Raw genomic sequence first — 19,087 nt, 5'->3', positions numbered from 1 at the left:
CCGGACGGGTGCCGGCCGGACGACGGATGCGGGTCGTGTCCCATCATGCCCGGCGTCGGCCGGGCCCCGCTCGCGGCTCCCTAGCCGGCGGTGCGCTCGGCGGCTCGGAGCGCGTGCAGCCGGGCGCGGCGCTCGGCCTGCTCGGCCGGGTCCGGCACGGGCAGCGACGCCAGCAGGCGCTGCGTGTAGGGGTGCTGCGGGTCGCCGAGCACCTCGGCGCCCGTGCCCTCCTCCACCAGCTCGCCGCGGTACAGCACGGCGATCCGGTCGGCGAGGAGGTCGACGACGGCGAGGTCGTGGCTGATGAACAGCGCCGCGAACCCGAGCTCGCGCTGCAGCTCGGCGAAGAGCTCCAGCACGCGCGCCTGCACGGACACGTCGAGCGCGCTCGTCGGCTCGTCGGCGACGAGGAGCGACGGCTCGAGCGCGAGGCCGCGGGCCAGGCTCGCCCGCTGGCGCTGGCCGCCGGAGAGCTCGTGCGGGTAGCGGTCGCCGAACGCCTTCGGCAGCTGGACCGCCTCCATCAGCTCGTCGACGCGCCCGCGCGCGGCCTGCGGGCTCTTCGCCCGGCCGTGCACGATGAGCGGCTCTGCCACGCACTCCGCGATGGTGAGGCGCGGGTTGAAGCTCGTCGCCGGGTCCTGGAACACGAAGCCGATGTCGGCGCGCTGCTTCCGGAAGTCGCGCTCCCGGACGCCGAGCATCTCGGTGCCGAGGACCCGCAGGGATCCGCCGGTCACGTTCGTGAGGCCCGCGATGGCGCGCCCGATGGTGGTCTTGCCGGAGCCCGACTCCCCCACGAGCCCGAGGACCTCGCCGGCCTCGATGTGGAGGTCGACGCCCTTGACCGCGCGGAACGCGGGGCTCCCGAGGCGACCCGGGTACTCGATCTCGAGCCCGCGCGCGACGACGACGGGCGCCGCCTTCGTGGCCGAGGCCTCGCGCGCCCGCGAGCGCACGGCCGCGCGCTCGACGGTGGCGGCGACGCCCTCGCCGAGCTTCGGCACGGAGGCGAGCAGGTTCCGCGTGTACTCCTCCTTCGGCGACGCGAACAGCGTCGCCACGTCGGCCTGCTCGACGAGGCGCGAGCGGTACATGACGGCCACGCGGTCGGCGAGGTCGGCGACGACGCCCATGTTGTGGGTGATGAGGATCACGGCCGCGCCGAACTCGTCGCGGCAGCGGCGCAGCAGGTCGAGGATCTCAGCCTGCACCGTCACGTCGAGGGCGGTGGTCGGCTCGTCGGCGACGATGAGGCCGGGGTCGAGCACGAGCGCCATGGCGATGACGACGCGCTGCTTCTGCCCGCCCGAGAACTGGTGCGGGTAGTGGTCGACCCGGGTCTCGGGGTCGGGGATGCCCACGCGGCGGAGGATGTCGATCGCCTTCGCGCGCGCCTCCTTCTTCGAGACGCGACCGTGGGCGCGGAGGCCCTCAATGATCTGCCAGCCGATGGTGTGCACGGGGTTCAGGGCAGTGGACGGCTCCTGGAACACCATCGCGACGTCGCGGCCGCGCACCCGGCGCAGCTCGTCCGCCGAGAGCGAGAGCACGTCGACCGCGCCCTGGCCCGTCCGGTCGCTGAGGAGCACGGCGCCGTCGGTGACGGCGGTGTCGGGCAGGAGCCCGAGCACCGTGCGGGCGGTGACGGACTTGCCCGACCCCGACTCCCCCACGATGGCGAGGATCTCGCCGGGCGAGACCGTGAGCGAGACCCCGTCGACCGCGCGGACGTCGCCGCCGTCGGTCGCGAAGGTCACCCCGAGGTCGCGGATGGAGACGACGTCGCTCATGCGGCCACCTTCTTCGTCGAGGCGCGCTTGCGGGCGCGCAGCTTGGGATCGGAGATGTCGTTCACGCTCTCGCCGACGAGCGTGAGCCCGAGGACGAGCAGCACGATGGCGACGCCGGGGAAGACGCCCGTCCACCAGACGCCGCTCGCCGTGTCGGCGAGGGCGCGGTTGAGGTCGTAGCCCCACTCGGCGGCCGACGTCGGCGAGATGCCGAAGCCGAGGAAGCCGAGCCCGGCCAGGGTGAGGATCGCCTCGGACGCGTTGAGCGTGAGGATCAGCGGCAGCGTGCGGGTGGAGTTCCGCAGCACGTGCACGAACATGATGCGCGGGGTCGACGTGCCGATGACCTTGGCGCTCTCGACGAACGCCTCCGCCTTCAGCCGCACGACCTCCGCGCGGATCACGCGGAAGTACTGCGGGATGTAGACGACCGTGATGCTCACCGCGGCCGACAGGATGCCGCCCCAGAGGCTCGACTGCCCGCCGTTCAGCACGATGCTCACCACGATGGCGAGCAGCAGCGTCGGGAACGGGTAGATGGCGTCGGCGACGACCACGAGGATCCGGTCGAGCCAGCCGCCCAGGTAGCCGGAGACGACGCCGAGCAGGACGCCCGCGAACAGCGACAGGATCACGGCGATGACGACGACGGACAGCGCGGTCTGCGTGCCCCAGACGACGCGCGAGAACACGTCGTAGCCGCCGACCGTGGTGCCCCAGATGTGCGTGGCGTCGGGCGCGGACTGGCGCGGGAAGGACCCGCTGTCGTCGCGGCCCTGCGCGAAGCCGAAGGGCGCGATGAGCGGCGCGAGCGCCGCGAGCAGGAGGAAGGCGCCGGTGATGACCATGCCGGCGACGAGCATGCCGCGCTGGAGGCCGACGCTCTGCCGCACGTGCGAGACGAGCGGGAGGCGCTGCCAGAGCGTGCGGCGGGCGGGCCCGGACGCGACGGCGGCGGGCGTGGTGGTGGTCTCGCTCATGTCAGTACCTCACTCGCGGGTCGATGAGCGCCGCGACGACGTCGACGATGAAGTTGGTCACGGCCACGATCACGGCCAGCAGCGCCACGATCCCCTGCACGGCGACGAAGTCGCGCGCCGCGAGGTACTGCGCGAGCTGGAAGCCGAGGCCCCGCCACTCGAAGGTGGTCTCCGTGAGGACCGCGCCGCCGAGCATGACGGCGATCTGCAGGCCCACGACCGTGATGATCGGGATGAGCGCCGGCTTCAGCGCGTGCCGCGTCGTGAGCCGGAACTCGCCGACGCCGCGGGAGCGCGCGGCGTCCACGTACTCGGTGCCGAGGGTGGAGATCACGTTGGTGCGCACGAGGCGCAGGAAGATGCCGGCCGTCAGGAGGCCGAGCGCGAGCGCCGGGAGCACCGCGTGCTCGAGCACGTCGCTCACGGCGGTGGGGCTGCCGAGGCGGAGGGCGTCGATGAGGTAGATGCCGGTCGGGTTCTCGAGGCGACCCAGGGCGACCTCCACGCGCGTGTCCGCGCGGCCCGACAGCGGGAGGATCCCGAGCCACACCGAGAAGACCAGCTTGAGCAGCAGGCCCGCGAAGAACACGGGCGTGGCGTAGGCGAGGATCGCGAGGATGCGGAGCACGGCGTCGGGCGTGCGGTCCTTGTAGTACGCGGCGACGAGGCCGAGCGGGATCCCGATGAGGAACGCGACGATGAGCGAGTAGACGACGAGCTCGAGCGTGGCGGAGCCGTACTGCAGCAGCACCTCGCTGATGAGCCGGTTGTCGGTGAGCGAGCGGCCGAAGTTGCCGGTGGCGATCTGGCCGAGGTACTCGAGGTACTGCACGATGATCGGCCGGTCGAACCCGGCCGTCGCGAGGCGCTCCTGGAGCTGCTCGGGGGTGAGCCGGTCGCCGACGGCGGCGGAGATCGGGTCGCCGACGATGCGCATGAGGAAGAAGACCAGCGTCACGAGGATGAACACGGTCGGGATGATGAGCACGGCGCGGATGAGGATGTACTGGCCGAGCCCGATCCCCTGCTTCCGGGCCTTGGGCTGCTGCGCCCCGGGGGGCGCGGACGCGGGTACGGCGTCCGGGATGACGGTCACGGCGGGTGGGCCTCTCAGGTCGTCGGTGTGCGGGCGGTGCGGCGCGGACGGGCGGTGCCACCTCGGGTGGCACAGGAGTGGGGCGTCCCGCCGCAGCGGGACGCCCCATCCGTGGAGGGAGTCAGCCTATCGAGCGGCCTCCTCCCGGTCGGCTCAGCCCTTGGTGATCGGGGCGTAGCGGAACTTGAAGGACGCGTCGAGCGTGACGCCCTCGACGTCCTCGCCGGCGACCGCGACCTGCGAGCCCTGGAGCAGGGGCAGGGTCGGCAGGTCGGCCGCGACCTCGTCCTGGATCTGGCCGATGAGGTCGGCGCGCTTCGAGGTGTCCGCCTCCGACAGCTGCTGCGTGATCAGGTCGGTCACGGCCGGGTTGTCGTAGTGGTTCTTGACGAAGGACTGCGGGGAGAAGAACGGCGTCAGGTAGTTGTCCGCGTCCGAGTAGTCGGGGAACCAGCCGAGCTGGTACGCCGGGTACTCGTCGTTGACGCGGGCCTTGCTGTACTGGTCCCAGATGGTGGACTGCAGGTTCACCTGGAAAAGGCCGGTCGCCTCGAGCTGCTGCTTGACGAGCGCGTACTCGTCGTCGGATCCGGCGCCGTAGTGGTCCGGGTTGAACTGCAGCTGCAGCGCGACGGGCGTCTGGACGCCCGCGTCGGCGAGGGCCTTCGCGGCCTTGTCCGCATCCGGCCCGCCGTCGCCGTCGCCGTAGAGGCCCTTGAGCGCCTCGTTCGCACCCGAGAGGCCGTCGGCCACGTAGGAGTAGAGCGGCGTGTAGGTGCTGTTGTAGACCTCGGTCGACAGCTCCTCGCGGTCGATGAGGTCGGCGGCCGCCTGGCGCACGGCGAGGGCCTTGGCCTCGTCGGCCTCGCCCGTCGTCTTGCCGAAGGGCTGCGTGTTGAGGTTGAACGTGATGTAGCGGATCTCGCCGCCCGGACCCTCGACGACCTTCACGCTGTCGTCCTTCTTGAGGTCCGCGATGTCGGTCGCGCCGAGCGAGCGGCCCGCGACGTCGATCTCGCCGTTCTGCACGGCGAGCTTCATCGTGGTCTCGTCCGCGTAGTAGCGCGCGGTCACGCCGCCGTTCGCGGCCTTCGGCAGGACGCCCTGGTAGTCGGCGTTCGGCGCGTAGGCGACGAGCTGGTTGAGGTCGAAGTCGGTGATGACGTACTGGCCCGCGAAGGCGTTCGCCGCGACGATGTCGGCGGGGTCCGCGAGCGCGTCGGCCGGGAAGACCTCCTCGTCGACGATGGGGCCGGCGGGGCTGGAGAGCACCTGCTCGAACGTCTGGTCGTTGGCGGTCTTCAGCGTGAACACGACGGTGGTGTCGTCGGGCGCCGCGACGGACTCGACGTTCGCGAGGAGCGAGGACGGGCCGTTGCCGTTGTCCGCGCCGTTGGCCGCGATGGCCGCGACGCGGTCGAACGTGAACTTGACGTCGCTCGCGGTGAGCGCGTGGCCGTTCGCGAACTTCAGGTCGGGCTTCAGCATGACCGTGAACTCGTTGTCCGAGGTGTACTCGCCGGAGACGGCGAGGTCGGGCTCGACGTCCGGGCTGCCATAGGGGCTGTTGAACAGGAACGGGAAGACCTGGTTCTGCACGGCGAAGGAGCCGTTGTCGTAGGAGCCCGCGGGGTCGAGCGACAGGACCTTGTCGGTCGTGCCGACGACGATGGAGCCGCCGCCGGACGCGCCGTCCTCGGCGAGGGGGTCACCGGAGCCGCCGGAGCAGCCGGCGAGGACGAGGGCCGCGGCGGAGAATCCCGCTGTGGCGAGCAGGACGCGTGAGCGCCGGGAGAATGCGGACGTCATGTTCCGAGTGCCTCTTTCATGAAGGGGATTCGCGCCCGCGCATCGAGAGACACGGACGCTGTGCTGTGAATGATTTCTAACACACGGGAAACAGCAGCCCCGACCCCGGGGTCGTGCGGCGGCGCTTCTTCACACGACCGAAACATGCGGGCGCGGCGCGGGGGCCGACGCCCCGAGCGTCATTCCCGGAGGGCGCGGCGCTCGGCCTCGACCTGCATCAGCTCGCGCTGGATCTCCTGGTAGCGCTCGCGCTCGTGCGTCGCGTCGGTGCGCTGCAGCCGTCCGATGAGGTCGGCCTTCCGGCGGAGCAGATCGCGCCCCACGAGCTCCGCCGTGACGCCCTTGACGTAGACGGCGAGCTTGTCCGCGTCGCCGCGGTTCGGCAGCGGCGCGACGCCCAGCTGCTTCACGAGCGTCGCGAACGACTCGGGCACCTCGAGCGCCACGCGCGACAGCCAGTCGGCGCCGCCGAGCGCGTCCATGCTCCCGATGACCCCGTCGCGGACGACCGCGAGGCTCTCGTTGACGAAGGTGACCTGCGCCGCGCGCATCACGAGGTCGTTCCCGACGAGCTCCGGGTGCTGCAGCATCGCCATGAGGGCGTCGCGCTCGAGCCGCGTCGCGAGGTCGGTGGGCAGGTCCATGAGCGACATGGAGCGCGAGCTGTCGATGACCGGGCCGTCCTCGTCGCGGCCGTGTGCGCCGTGCTGCCCGGGACCGCGACCGGAGGGCGTGCCGCCGGAGCGGTCGGTGCCGTCCGCGGGCGTGGAGCGTCCCGCGGTCTGCACGGCGCGGCCGACCTCGGTGAGGTCCATGCCGAGCCAGCCGGCGAGCTCCCGCGCGTAGCCCGGCCGGAGCGACGGGTCGCGGATGTCGGCGACCACGGGCGCGGCGGCCCGGAGCGCGGCCACGCGGCCCTCGACGGTGTCGAGGTCGTGGTCGGCGAGGATCTGCTTGATCGCGAACTCGAACATGGGCTTCTTGCCCTGGATCATGCGGCGCACGGCGTCGTCGCCGCGCGTGAGGCGGAGGTCGCACGGGTCGAGGCCCTCGGGCCCCACGGCCACGTAGGTCTGCGCGGCGAAGCGGCGCTCCTCGGAGAACGCGCGCATGGCGGCCTTCTGGCCGGCCGCGTCGGGGTCGAACGTGAAGACGACCTCGCCGAGGCCGCTGTCGTCGCCGAGCACGCGGCGGAGGACCTTGATGTGGTCGACGCCGAACGACGTGCCGCAGGTGGCGACCGCCGTGGTGATCCCCGCGAGGTGGCAGGCCATGACGTCCGTGTAGCCCTCGACCACGACGACCTGGCGGCCGCGGCTGACGTCGCGCTTGGCGAGGTCGAGCCCGTAGAGCACGGAGCTCTTGTGGTAGACGGGCGTCTCGGGGGTGTTGAGGTACTTCGGGCCCTTGTCGTCCTCGCGCAGGCGGCGCGCGCCGAAGCCGACGGTGGCGCCCGTGAGGTCGCGGATGGGCCAGACGAGCCGGCCGCGGAACCGGTCGTACGCGCCGCGGTCGCCCTGGCTGAGGAGGCCGGCGGTCACGAGCTCGGCCTCCGTGTAGCCCTTGGCCTTCAGGTGGGTGGAGAGCGCGTCCCAGCTCTGCGGCGCGAAGCCGACGCCGAAGCGCTGCGCCGCGCCCTGGTCGAAGCCGCGCTCCCCGAGGAAGGTGCGGCCGATCTCCGCCTCCTCGGATCCGAGCTGCTCGACGAAGAACTCGGCCGCGGCCTCGTTGGCGCCGAGGAGGCGCGAGCGGTTGCCCTGGTCGGTGGCGGCCTGGCCGTCCTCGTAGTGGAGCTGGTAGCCGATGCGCTGCGCCATGCGCTCCACGGCCTCGGCGAAGGTCACGTGGTCCATGCGCTGCAGGAACGTGTAGACGTCCCCGCCCTCGCCGCAGCCGAAGCAGTGGTAGAAGCCCACCTGGGGCCGCACGTGGAAGCTCGGCGTGCGCTCGTCGTGGAACGGGCAGAGGCCCTTGAGCGATCCGACGCCGGCCGACTTGAGGGTGACGTACTCCCCCACCACGTCGCCGAGGTTCACCCGCGCGCGCACCTCGTCGATGTCGCTCTTGCGGATCAGGGCCATTGGCTCATCCTACGTCCGGCGTCCGGCGCGATCCCGGGCCGCGGTCGGCCCCGCGCGGGCGTCAGAAGACGGGCCGGGCGCACAGGCGCTCGTACCAGGCGATGGCCGACTGGTCGGTGAGGCTGGCGACCTGGTCGACGATGACGCGCTTGCGGGCGCCGTCGTCCGCGGCCTCGCGCCAGTCGCCCGCGAAGCCCGGGTCGAGCTCGTCGGCGCCGCGCGCGTGCAGGGCGTCCGCGAGGCCCGCGAGGACCTCGCGCTGGCGCGCGTAGATGGGCTGGCGCGTGTTCTTCGACATGACGAACGCCGCGACGATGCCCTTGAGCACCGCGATCTCGGCCTGGATGGCCCGCGGCACCACGACGTGCGCGCCGAAGCGGATGAGGCTGCGTTCGCTGTGCGTGGCGCGCGTGAGCTGCGTGGCCGCGCCCGCGAACCGGCCGATGAGCTGGCTGGTGAGGTCCTTCAGCGCCGCCTGCGCGCCGCGGCCGCCGTCGTACTCGTCGACCCAGACGTCGAGCGAGTCGAGCCGGTCGAACGCCTGGATGAGCTCCTCGTGCGAGTGCGCCCCGCCGATCCACGCGACCATCGAGTCGACGAGCTCCTCGTGATCGACCCGGGCGCCGAGGGCGCGCACGTCGACGTAGCCGCCCACGATGGCGTCCTCGAAGTCGTGCACGGAGTACGCGATGTCGTCGCTCAGGTCCATGACCTCGGCCTCGATGCAGCGGCGACCCGTGGGCGCGCCCTCGCGGAGCCACTCGAAGGCCGCCACGTCGTCGTCGTAGAAGCCGAACTTGCCGCGGCCGGACGGGTCGGGCACCGACTGCGAGCTCGGCCACGGGTACTTGCAGCTCGCGTCGAGGCTGGCGCGCGTGAGGTTGAGCCCGTAGGGGCGGCGCGTCGGCCCGATGACCTTCGGCTCCAGCCGCGTGAGCAGGCGCAGCGTCTGCGCGTTGCCCTCGAAGCCGCCGATGTCGGACGCCCAGTCGTTGAGCGCCCGCTCGCCGTTGTGGCCGAAGGGCGGGTGGCCGATGTCGTGCGCGAGGCACGCCGTGTCCACCACGTCGGGATCGAGGTCGAGGCTCGAGGCGAGCTCGCGGCCGACCTGCGCCACCTCGAGGGAGTGCGTGAGGCGGTTGCGCGCGAAGTCGAGCCCGGCCATGGGGCTGAGGACCTGCGTCTTGGCGGCCAGGCGGCGGAGCGCGCTGGAGTGCAGGAGCCGGGCGCGGTCGCGCGCGAAGTCGCTGCGGCGGGACGAGTGCTGCTCCGGGTACCAGCGCTCCGCGTCCGACTCGCTGTACGTGGACCTCGTCGTCATGCCGTCACCCGCCACTGTTGTGGATCTCCCCGTCCGCGATGTCCATCGCATCCTGCGCGTCGATGTCGCGGCTCTCGAGCCAGCGGTCGGGCAGCGCCGTGCGCTTCATGCTGCCCTGGCGGCCCCGCGCGCCCTCGGCGCCCGCGCCCGGGTAGGGCTGGTCGCGGTCGAGGGTGGCGAGCAGGCCGTCGATCTCCTGGAGGGAGGACGCCGAGGCGAGCGCGGCCCGCAGGTCGCCGCCCACGGGGTAGCCCTTGAAGTACCAGGCGACGTGCTTGCGCGCGTCCCGGCAGCCGCGCTCCTCGCTCTCGAAGAACTCGGCGAGGAGCTCGACGTGGCGGCGGAAGGTGTCGGCGACGGCGCCCTGCGACGGGTGCGCCCGCGGCGTGTCCGCGGGGTCGAACCCGGCGGCGCGCGCGTGGAAGGCGGCGGCGAGGTCGCCGAAGAGCCAGGGGCGGCCGAGGCAGCCGCGGCCGACGACCACGCCGTCGGCGCCCGTCTCGTCCATCATGCGGATGGCGTCCTCCGCGGCCCAGATGTCGCCGTTGCCGAGCACCGGCACGCTCGCGATGGCCTGCTTGAGCTTCGCGATAGCCGACCAGTCGGCGTGCCCGCTGTAGTAGTCGCTCGCGGTGCGCGCGTGCAGCGCGATGGACGCGACGCCCGCGCCCTCGGCGGCGCGGCCGGCCTCGAGGTAGGTGAGGTGGTCGGCGTCGATGCCCTTGCGCATCTTGACCGTGAGCGGCACGTCGCCCGCGGCCTTCACCGCGCCCTCGACGATGTCGGTGAAGAGCCCGAGCTTCCACGGCAGCGCCGCGCCGCCGCCCTTGCGGGTGACCTTGGGCACCGGGCAGCCGAAGTTGAGGTCGATGTGGTCGGCGCGGTCCTCCGCGACGAGCATGGTGACGGCCTCGCGCACCGTCTTCGGGTCGACCCCGTAGAGCTGGATGGAGCGCACCTTCTCCGACGGGTGGTGCGTGATGAGCCGCATGGACTCGGGGGTGCGCTCGACGAGCGCGCGGCTCGTGATCATCTCGCTGACGTAGAGGCCGGCGCCGAACTCGCGGCAGAGCCGGCGGAACGCGGTGTTGGTGATGCCCGCCATGGGCGCGAGGACCACGGGCACGTCGAGCGGGATGCCGCCGATGCGGAGGGCCGGCTCGGCGGCGGGCGCGGGGGCGCCGGGCGCGTCGGCCGCGGAGGGGACGGGGGCGAGGGTCGGAGAGGACATGACGGCTCGATTCTCCCAGACGGGACGGCGGGCGACGGACGCGGGACGGGAGGCGGGCGACCCGGGGTCGGTGCGCGCCTGGGGAGGGACGGTCAGATGGCCCGACCGGAGTCGATGGCGTCCCGGACCCGGGCGAGGTCCGCGGCGGCTGAGGCGTCGGACGCGGCCGCCGACGCCGCGGCGTCGAGGGCGCCGGGCACGAGGCACGCGTCGCCCTCGCAGGCGGCGGCGTCCGCGGATCCGCGCATGGCGAAGGGGGACGCCACGACGGGCAGCGCGTCGGTGACGGGGACGGCGCTCATCTCGCGGCCTCCTCGTCGGCGCCGACGTGCGCCGTCTCGCCGTCGCGCGCGGCCAGCGCCTCGGCGAGGGCGGACGCGAACACCGTCGGGTCCTGCGCGCCGGAGACGCCGAAGCGCTCGTCGATCACGAAGAAGGGGACCCCGCGGATCCCGTAGGCGGCCGCCTGCGCCTGGTCGGCGCGCACGTCGTCGAGGTGCCGGTGCGACGCGAGGGCCTCGCGCACCTCGCCGGCGTCGAGGCCGACCTCGACGGCGAGGTCCACGAGGTCGTCCACGCGCCCGACGTGGCGGCCCTCGGTGAAGTACGCCTTCAGCAGCCGCTCCACCATCTCGAGCTGGACGCCGCGCACCCGCGCGAGGTGCAGCAGCTCGTGCGCGAGCACGGTGTTCGTGTGCTGCAGCGCGTCGTAGTCGTAGGCGAGGCCCTCGGCGGCGGCGAGGGAGGTCATGTCGGCGAGCATCGTCCGGACCTGCTCGGCGGGGATGCCCTTGTGTCCGGCGAGGAAGTCGACCTCGGTGCCCTGGAAGTCGACGGGGGTGTCGGGGGCGAGCTCGAAGGAGTGGTACTCGACCTCGATCCGCGGCGCGCCGGGAGTGGCTGCGGCGAAGTCCGCGGCGCCGCGCTCGAAGCGCCGCTTCCCGACGTAGCACCACGGGCACGCGATGTCGGACCAGACGTCGACGCGGAGGGCGGGCGGGGCGGAGGCGGAGGAGTCGGTCACGGGTGGGCAACCCGTCGGGAAGGCGGGGCATTCCCGCGGTGTTGCCCGAGCATGGCCGACAGCTCCCCCTCCCCCGTCCCGTCCGCATCCGACGCCGCGCCCCGCGGCCGCGACCGCGTGCTCGCCCACGCGGCGCGCCTCGGGATCGACATCGAGGTCGTCGACCGCCCGGACGCGTCCTCCCTCGAGGAGGCGGCCGCGGGGCTCGGCATCCCGCCGTCGCACCTCGTGAAGTCGCTCGTGGTGAAGCGGCACGACGGCGCGCTGCTCATCGCGCTCGTGCCGGGCGACCGGCAGATCAGCTGGGCGAAGCTGCGCGGGATCGTGGGGGTCAACAAGCTCTCGATGCCCGCGGCCGAGGTGGCGCTCGCGGCCACCGGGTACGAGCGCGGAACCATCACGCCGCTCGGCGCCGACGGGGACCTGCCCGTCTACGCGGACGAGCGGATCGTCGGCCGGCGGATCGGCATGGGCGGCGGGGAGCACGGCGTCTCGGCCCTCGTGGACGCGGACGCGCTGATCGGGGCGCTCGGCGCCACGGTGGGCGACATCACCGACGAGCTGACGATCCGCCGCCCCTGATCCCGCGGGGCGGGAGCGGGGACGGCGGATCGGCCGGGCGCGAGGGTCGGATCAGGCCCCGATGAGCTGCCCCGCGAGGTACCCCATGAGGTCGTCGAGCGGGATGCGCTCCTGCGCCATGGTGTCGCGCTCGCGCACCGTGACGGCCCGGTCGTCGAGCGTGTCGAAGTCGACCGTGACGCAGAACGGCGTGCCGATCTCGTCCTGGCGGCGATAGCGGCGGCCTATGGCGCCCGCGTCGTCGAACTCGATGTTCCACACCTTGCGGAGCTCCGCAGCGAGCTCGCGCGCCACCGGCGACAGCTTCTCGTTGCGCGACAGCGGCAGGACGGCGACCTTGACGGGCGCGAGGCGGCGGTCGAGGCGGAGGACCGTGCGCTTGTCGACGCCGCCCTTCGCGTTGGGCGCCTCGTCCTCGTGGTACGCGTCCACCAGGAACGCCATCATCGAGCGCGTGAGGCCGGCCGCGGGCTCGATCACGTAGGGGATCCACCGCTCGTTCTTCGTCTGGTCGAAGTAGGAGAGGTCCTGGCCGGACGCCTCGGAGTGCGTGCGCAGGTCGTAGTCGGTGCGGTTCGCGATGCCCTCGAGCTCGCCCCAGGCGCCGCCCGTGAAGCCGAAGCGGTACTCGATGTCGACGGTGCGGGTCGAGTAGTGCGAGAGCTTCTCCTGCGGGTGCTCGAAGAGGCGCAGGTTCTCGGGGTCGATGCCGAGGTCGGTGTACCAGGCGTAGCGCTGGTCGATCCAGTACTGGTGCCACTCGGCGTCGGTGCCGGGCTCGACGAAGAACTCCATCTCCATCTGCTCGAACTCGCGGGTGCGGAAGATCCAGTTCTGCGGCGTGATCTCGTTGCGGAAGCTCTTGCCGATCTGGCCGATGCCGAACGGCGGCTTCTGGCGGGCGGCGCTCAGGACGTTCGCGAAGTTGACGAAGATGCCCTGCGCGGTCTCGGGGCGGAGGTAGTGCATGCCCTCCTGGTTGTCGACCGGTCCGAGGAAGGTCTTCAGCAGGCCGGAGAAGTTCTGCGGCTCGGTCCAGGAGCCGGGCTGGCCGGTGTCGGGGTCGTTGACGTCGGCGAGGCCGTTGACCGGCGGGTGGCCGTGCTTGGCCTCGTACGCCTCGAGAAGGTGGTCGGCGCGGTAGCGCTTGTGCGTGTGCAGCGACTCGACGAGCGGGTCGCTGAAGACCTCGACGTGGCCGGAGGCCTCCCACACGCGGCGCGGCAGGATGACGGAGGAGTCGAGGCCGACGACGTCGTCGCGGCCGTTGACCATGGTCTGCCACCACTGGCGCTTGATGTTCTCCTTCAGCGCCACGCCGAGCGGCCCGTAGTCCCACGCGGAGCGCGAGCCGCCGTAGATCTCACCCGCCTGGAAGACGAAGCCGCGCCGCTTGGCGAGGTTGATGACCGGGTCGAGACGCGAGGGGGTTGCCACGTTTGCTCCTAGGTGGGGCCGGACTGGGTGCCCGGTCGGCGGACGGCGACCGGTGGGCGGATGCCGCGGGTCGCCGGGAAAGGCGGCCCCCAGTCTACGGGCGGGCCGCTCAGTCCTCGTCGTCCCCGGCGGTGCGGCGGTGCGCCAGCTCGACGATGCGGACGGTCTCCAGGGACGCGCGCGGATCCACCGGGACGGGCCCGCGGCCGCGCACGGCGTCGGCCATGGCGGCGTAGAAGTCGGCGTAGCGGCCGCGCTCGGTGGGGACCCGCTCCCCCGCGGGGTCGCCGGCCGCCTCCACGAGCGTGCCCCACTCCGACTCGGGCGCCTCGCCGAAGCCGGGGTCGGCGGGCGACGCGCCCTCCTTGAGCAGCGGCTCCTGCGGGTCGAGGCCGTCCACGGCGTAGGCGCCCGCGGTGCCGAGCACGCGGAAGCGCGGGCCGGCCAGCGCGGCGACGCGGCTGACGGTGAGGTGCGACTGCACGCCCGACTCGTGCAGCAGCGAGTAGAAGGCGTCGTCGTCGCTCGCGGATCCGTCGCGGACGGTCGCGAGCTCGGCCGCGAAGTCGACGACGGGGCCGAAGAGCTCCAGCGCCTGGTCGATGAGGTGGCTGCCGAGGTCGTAGGAGATGCCGGCGGCCTCGGCCGGGGTCTCGCGGTCCTGCCAGCGGTCGCGCACGGGTCCGCCCCAGCGCTCGAAGGTCGACTCGAAGCGGTGGACCTCGCCCAGCCGGCCCGACGCGATGAGCGCCCGCACGGTGAGGAAGTCGCCGTCCCAGCGCCGGTTCTGGAAGACGGAGAACGGGATCCCGAGGGCCTCGGCGCGCTCGATGAGCATGAGCGCCTCGTCGACGGTCGCGACGAACGGCTTGTCCATGACGACGGCGAGGTGCGCGTCGAGCGCCTGGAGGCCCTGACGGAGGTGCGCGGACGCGGGCGAGGCGATGACGACCATGTCGAGCTCGGCGGAGCGCGCGAACAGCTCGTCCGCGGAGGCGACGACGTCGGCGCCGGGGTGGCGCTCGCGCACGAGGGCCGCGCGGTCGGGGTCGGAGGTGGACACGAGCGCGATGCGGTACTCGGGGCTCGCCTCGAGGAACGGCGCGTGGAAGACGCGACCGGCGAGGCCGTAGCCCACGATGCCGACGCGGATGGGCGCGTCGGATCCCGCGGCGGATGCGGATGCGGCGGACGGACGGGGCGCGTTCTCGGGTGTGCTCACGTCCCCGATGCTACTGAGCGGCGGGCTCCTGGTCGCCCTCGGCGGGGCCGTCCGGATCCTCCGCGGACCCCTCGTCGGCGTCCCCCGCGTGGGCGTCGACCGCGCCGCCGAACCGGCGGTCGCGGTGCACGTAGCTCTCGACGGCGTCCCACAGGTCCTTCCGGCGGAAGTCGGGCCAGAGCCGGTCGAGGAAGACCATCTCCGCGTAGGCCGACTGCCAGAGCAGGAAGTTGCTCGTGCGCTGCTCGCCGGAGCTGCGGATGAAGAGGTCGACGTCGGGCACGTCCGGCAGGTAGAGGTAGCGCTGGATGGTGCGCTCGTCCACGCGCGACGCCTTGAGCCGTCCGGCGTCCACGTCCTCGGCGATGCGCTTCACGGCGTCCCCGATCTCGGTGCGGCCGCCGTAGTTGATGCACATCGTGAGCGTCATCCCGGTGTTGTGCTTCGTCATCTCCTCGGCCACCTGCAGGTCGTCGATGACGCTGCGCCAGAGGCGCGGTCGGCGGCCGGCCCAGCGGATCCGCACGTTCCAGGCGTTCAGCTGGTCGCGGCGGCGGTGGATCACGTCGCGGTTGAAGCCCATGAGGAAGCGCACCTCGGCGGGTGACCGCTTCCAGTTCTCGGTCGAGAACGCGTAGACGGAGAGGTGCGTCGCGCCGAGCTGCACGGCGCCGGCGACGGTGTCGAACCACGCCTCCTCGCCCGCCTGGTGCCCGGCGGTGCGGGGCAGTCCGCGCTGGTTCGCCCAGCGGCCGTTGCCGTCCATCACGACCGCGATGTGCTTCGGCACGAGGTCGGCGGGGATCGCGGGCGGCTGCTCCCCCGTCCAGTCGAGCGGCAGGTCGGTGCGGCCGGGGACCTCGGGGCGTCGGCTCATCGGGTCGTCTCCTGTGCTCGGGGGCGGTCGGCGGTGGTGTCGTCGGAGTCCGGGTCCGCCGCCGGGTCCGCGTCGCGCGGGGTGCCCCGCACGACGGACGCGGTGGCGGCGGCGAGGGCCGCTGCGGGATCCGGGTCCCGCGCGTCGAGGTCGGGCGCGTCGAGCGGCACGGGCTGCTCGGTCGGCGGCAGCAGCTGGCGCGCGTCGCTGCGGTCGACGAGGCCGAGGGAGCGGATCCCCCGGTCGAGGTGCCACTGCGCGTACGCGGCGACGACGCCGCTGGCACGGGCCTGCGAGCGGAGCGTGGCCGCCTCGGCGTGCGGCCAGTCGCCCGTGAGGAGGGCGGAGAGGAGCGCGAGCGTGTCGGGGTCGAGCCGCGGGGATCCGGGGGGCGCCGCCGCGTCCGCGACGACGCCGCCGAGCTGCACGACGAACGCCGAGTGCGGCCCCGGTGCGCCCGTCACCGCGCAGTCCTGGAAGCTCGGCGCCCACCCGGCCATCGAGAGGCTCCGCAGCAGGTACGAGTCGAGCGTCAGGCTGGCGCCGTGCTCGCGGCGGCTGAGCGAGCGGAGCGCGCCGACGAGGAGCAGGTACTGCTGGAGCGAGCCCTCGTCCTCGGTGACGCGGTCGGCCGTCTCGACCATGGCGCTGGCCGCCGTGTAGCTGCCGTAGTCGCTCGCGATGAGGGTGCCGTACGAGGCGATGGACTCGGCCTGCGTGATGATGTCGAGGGTCCGGCCCTCGAAGAACTGCGCGTCGGCGACCATGAACGGCTCGAGCCGGGCGCCGAACTTGGACTGCGTGCGGCGGACGCCCTTGGCGACGGCGCGGATCTTCCCGTGCTGCCGCGAGAGCATCGTGACGATCCGGTCCGCCTCGCCCAGCTTGTGGGTGCGCAGGACGACGATCTCGTCACGGTAGAGGGGCACCCCTCGATTATCCGCCCCGGGCGCGGCCTCCCCCGCCGCCGCGCGGGCCGTCCGCCGGGCCGCGCGGCGTCACCCGGCCCGGGCGCGCGTCCGCGCTGTGCTATCAAGGGGAGGCCATGGATCCCGTCCCCCTCACCATCCCGCTGTGGGCGGACCTCCTGGCCGTCAGCATCGGCAGCCTGCAGGGCGCCATGTTCGCCGCGGGCTTCCGCGACCGCCGGCTCGACCTCCTCGGCATCGCCATCATCGGCACCGCCACGGGCCTCGGCGGCGGCCTCCTCCGCGACGTGTTCCTCAACGTCACGCCCGCGGCGCTCTCCAGCAACTGGCTCATGCTCGTCGCGGTGGCCGCGGCCCTGGGCGGCATGCTCCTCGAGCGGATCTTCACCCGCCTCGACGTCGTCATCACGGTGCTCGATGCGCTCACCATCGGCCTGTTCTGCGCCATCGGCACGTCGAAGGCGCTGGCGGCCGGGGTGCCGGAGGTGCCCGCGGTCTTCATCGGCGTCGTCTCCGCCGTCGGCGGCTCGTTCGTGCGCGACCTGCTCCTCAACCTGCCCATCGCGATGATGCACGTCGGCTCGCTCTACGCGGTCGCGGCCGCGGTGGGCGCGATCATCGTCGTGGCGCTCGCGGCGACCGGCGTGCCGATGTGGGTCGCCGCGATCGTGTGCGTGGCCGTCACCGCCACCACGCGCCTGCTCGCGGTGCGCTTCGGCTGGAGCCTGCCCGAGCAGCGCGCGCTGAGCCGGCTCCGGTTCACGGCGCTGCGCCGCCCGCGTCCCCGGCGCTGACCCGCGACGGCGGACGCGCCGCGGGCGACGGCGCGCCGCGACCGGCCCCGCGCACGAGGACGGCCGGGCGTCGCCGCCCGGCCGTCCTCGTGCGTCGTGCTCCGCGGATCAGACCGCGGCCAGCTCCGGCTCGCGCACCGCGCGGCGGATCGCCCGGTTGACGCCCGAGACGATCGCCTCGAGCGAGGCGGTCGAGCTGTCCTCGTCGATGCCGACGCCCCAGAGGCGCACGCCCTCGACCTCGAGCTCCACGTAGGACGCGGCCCGCGCGTCGCCGCTCGCGCTCAGCGCGTGCTCCACGTAGTCGAGCAGCCGGACGTCGACCCCCTGGTCGGCGAGCACCTGGAGGAACGCCGCGATCGGGCCGTTGCCGGACGCGGACGCCTCGCGCACCTCGTCGCCGTCGCGCAGCTCGACCTCGAGGCTCACGGATCCGCCCATGTCGCTCGACGTGCGCGTGGACGTGAGCTCGAACCGGCCCCACTTCTCCTCGGCGCGGTCGAGCGGCGCCGGCAGGTACTCGTCCTGGAAGATCGACCAGATCTGCGCGCTCGTGACCTCGCCGCCCTCGGCGTCGGTCTTCGCCTGCACGACGCCGGAGAACTCGATCTGGAGGCGGCGCGGCAGGTCGAGCGCGTGGTCGGCCTTCAGCAGGTACGCGACGCCGCCCTTGCCCGACTGCGAGTTGACGCGGATCACGGCCTCGTAGGAGCGGCCGAGGTCCTGCGGGTCCACCGGCAGGTACGGCACCGCCCACGGGATGTCGTCGACCGTGACGCCCTGCGCCGCCGCGTCGACGGCCATGGCCTCGAAGCCCTTCTTGATGGCGTCCTGGTGCGATCCGCTGAACGCCGTGTAGACGAGGTCGCCCGCCCACGGGCTCCGCTCGGGCACGGCCAGCTGGTTGCAGTGCTCGGCGGTGCGCTTGATGGCGTCGAGGTCGCTGAAGTCGATCTCGGGGTCGATGCCCTGCGTGAACAGGTTGATGCCGAGCGCGACGAGGTCGACGTTGCCGGTCCGCTCGCCGTTGCCGAAGAGGCAGCCCTCGATGCGGTCGGCGCCGGCCAGGTAGCCGAGCTCCGCGGCCGCGACGGCGGTGCCGCGGTCGTTGTGCGGGTGCAGCGACACGATGACCTCGTCGCGGCGGTCGAGGTGGCGGCACATCCACTCGATCGAGTCGGCGTAGACGTTCGGGGTCGCCATCTCGACGGTCGCCGGCAGGTTGATGATGACCTTGCGCTCGGGGCTCGGGTCGAGCACCTCGATGACGCGGTTGCAGATCTCGGCGGCGAACTCGAGCTCGGTACCCGTGTAGCTCTCGGGCGAGTACTCGTAGTAGACGTCGACGTCCGGGATGGTCTCCTCGTACCGCTTGCAGAGGCGGGCGCCCTCGAGCGCGATGTCGATGATGCCCTGGCGGTCGGTGCGGAAGACGACGTCGCGCTGCAGCACGCTCGTGGAGTTGTAGAGGTGCACGATGGCCTGCCTCGCGCCGCGGATCGACTCGTACGTGCGGGCGATGAGGTGCTCGCGCGCCTGCGTGAGGACCTGGATCGTCACGTCCTCCGGGATGGCGTCCTCATCGATGAGGCTGCGCACGAAGTCGAAGTCGGTCTGGCTCGCGGACGGGAACCCGACCTCGATCTCCTTGTAGCCCATGCGCACCAGCAGGTCGAACATGATCCGCTTGCGCTCGGGGCTCATCGGGTCGATGAGCGCCTGGTTGCCGTCGCGGAGGTCGACCGCGCACCAGCGCGGGGCCTCCGTGATGCGGCGGGTGGGCCAGGTGCGGTCGGGCAGGTCCACCTGGATCTGCTCGTGGAACGGGCGGTACTTGTGGATCGGCATCCCGCTGGGGGTCTGCGTGCGCTTCATGGTCGTCTCCTCATCGATGTCGGGTCAGCCGTGACG

15 protein-coding genes and 1 pseudogene are annotated in these 19,087 nt (G+C 72.7%); 2 read left to right on the top strand and 14 right to left on the bottom strand.

The features are described 5' to 3' along the window. Positions 1-80: 80 nt before the first annotated feature. From H9X71_RS07615 to H9X71_RS07575, 9 genes are all read right to left on the bottom strand, one after another. Positions 81-1,793 carry a dipeptide ABC transporter ATP-binding protein gene (locus tag H9X71_RS07615; protein WP_191146553.1) on the bottom strand — a complete coding sequence of 571 codons (1,713 nt, stop codon included), beginning with the start codon at positions 1,791-1,793 and terminating at the stop codon, positions 81-83. Beyond that, a complete protein-coding gene (locus tag H9X71_RS07610; protein WP_191146552.1) occupies positions 1,790-2,773 on the bottom strand; it encodes an ABC transporter permease in 984 nt (327 codons plus the stop codon). Before H9X71_RS07610 ends, H9X71_RS07615 begins: the two co-directional genes overlap by 4 nt. 1 nt (position 2,774) lies before the next feature. Next, the gene (locus tag H9X71_RS07605) at positions 2,775-3,869 is read right to left on the bottom strand and encodes an ABC transporter permease (protein WP_191146551.1); all 1,095 of its coding nucleotides are present in this window, start codon (positions 3,867-3,869) and stop codon (positions 2,775-2,777) included. A gap of 153 nt (positions 3,870-4,022) precedes the next feature. Next, positions 4,023-5,678 (bottom strand): ABC transporter substrate-binding protein, encoded by a 1,656-nt coding sequence (locus H9X71_RS07600; RefSeq protein ID WP_191146550.1) that lies wholly within the window; start codon positions 5,676-5,678, stop codon positions 4,023-4,025. Between the two features lie 179 nt (positions 5,679-5,857). Then, positions 5,858-7,759, bottom strand: a complete 1,902-nt coding sequence (dnaG, locus tag H9X71_RS07595; RefSeq protein ID WP_191146549.1) for a DNA primase — start codon at positions 7,757-7,759, stop codon at positions 5,858-5,860. A 61-nt stretch (positions 7,760-7,820) separates the two neighbouring features. Further along, a complete protein-coding gene (locus tag H9X71_RS07590) occupies positions 7,821-9,080 on the bottom strand; it encodes a deoxyguanosinetriphosphate triphosphohydrolase (RefSeq protein WP_191146548.1) in 1,260 nt (419 codons plus the stop codon). 4 nt (positions 9,081-9,084) lie between these two features. Continuing rightward, positions 9,085-10,311, bottom strand: coding sequence for a tRNA dihydrouridine synthase DusB (dusB, locus tag H9X71_RS07585; protein WP_191146547.1), 1,227 nt, complete (start codon positions 10,309-10,311; stop codon positions 9,085-9,087). Positions 10,312-10,403: 92 nt separating this feature from the next. Further along, the gene (locus H9X71_RS07580; protein ID WP_191146546.1) at positions 10,404-10,613 is read right to left on the bottom strand and encodes a hypothetical protein; all 210 of its coding nucleotides are present in this window, start codon (positions 10,611-10,613) and stop codon (positions 10,404-10,406) included. Beyond that, positions 10,610-11,335 carry a DsbA family oxidoreductase gene (locus tag H9X71_RS07575; protein WP_191146545.1) on the bottom strand — a complete coding sequence of 242 codons (726 nt, stop codon included), beginning with the start codon at positions 11,333-11,335 and terminating at the stop codon, positions 10,610-10,612. Before H9X71_RS07575 ends, H9X71_RS07580 begins: the two co-directional genes overlap by 4 nt. 51 nt (positions 11,336-11,386) lie before the next feature. Here H9X71_RS07575 and H9X71_RS07570 point away from each other — a divergent pair, with 51 nt between their 5' ends. Next, positions 11,387-11,917, top strand: coding sequence for an aminoacyl-tRNA deacylase (locus H9X71_RS07570; RefSeq protein ID WP_191146544.1), 531 nt, complete (start codon positions 11,387-11,389; stop codon positions 11,915-11,917). Positions 11,918-11,968: 51 nt separating this feature from the next. Here the strand turns inward: H9X71_RS07570 and H9X71_RS07565 are convergent, their stop codons facing one another. The 4 genes and pseudogenes from H9X71_RS07565 to recO all read right to left on the bottom strand — a co-directional run. Then, a complete protein-coding gene (locus H9X71_RS07565) occupies positions 11,969-13,354 on the bottom strand; it encodes a glycine--tRNA ligase (protein ID WP_191146543.1) in 1,386 nt (461 codons plus the stop codon). A 109-nt stretch (positions 13,355-13,463) separates the two neighbouring features. Beyond that, positions 13,464-14,576, bottom strand: a complete 1,113-nt coding sequence (locus tag H9X71_RS07560) for a Gfo/Idh/MocA family protein (protein WP_191146542.1) — start codon at positions 14,574-14,576, stop codon at positions 13,464-13,466. Between the two features lie 10 nt (positions 14,577-14,586). Continuing rightward, positions 14,587-15,453: an isoprenyl transferase gene (locus tag H9X71_RS07555; RefSeq protein WP_191146541.1), complete on the bottom strand. Its 867-nt coding sequence runs from the start codon at positions 15,451-15,453 to the stop codon at positions 14,587-14,589. A gap of 215 nt (positions 15,454-15,668) precedes the next feature. Continuing rightward, a pseudogene (recO, locus tag H9X71_RS07550) lies at positions 15,669-16,382 on the bottom strand (DNA repair protein RecO); the annotation flags it as partial. A 116-nt stretch (positions 16,383-16,498) separates the two neighbouring features. Between recO and H9X71_RS07545 the strand changes: the two are divergent. Then, a complete protein-coding gene (locus H9X71_RS07545) occupies positions 16,499-17,176 on the top strand; it encodes a trimeric intracellular cation channel family protein (RefSeq protein WP_191146539.1) in 678 nt (225 codons plus the stop codon). 108 nt (positions 17,177-17,284) lie between these two features. Here the strand turns inward: H9X71_RS07545 and leuA are convergent, their stop codons facing one another. Next, entirely contained in the window at positions 17,285-19,051 is a 1,767-nt protein-coding gene (leuA, locus tag H9X71_RS07540) for a 2-isopropylmalate synthase (protein WP_191146538.1), read from the bottom strand. Positions 19,052-19,087: the final 36 nt, after the last annotated feature.

It is taken from the genome of Clavibacter zhangzhiyongii (assembly GCF_014775655.1).
Lineage (GTDB): Bacteria > Actinomycetota > Actinomycetes > Actinomycetales > Microbacteriaceae > Clavibacter > Clavibacter zhangzhiyongii.
This window is presented reverse-complemented; position numbering and strand designations above follow the sequence as displayed.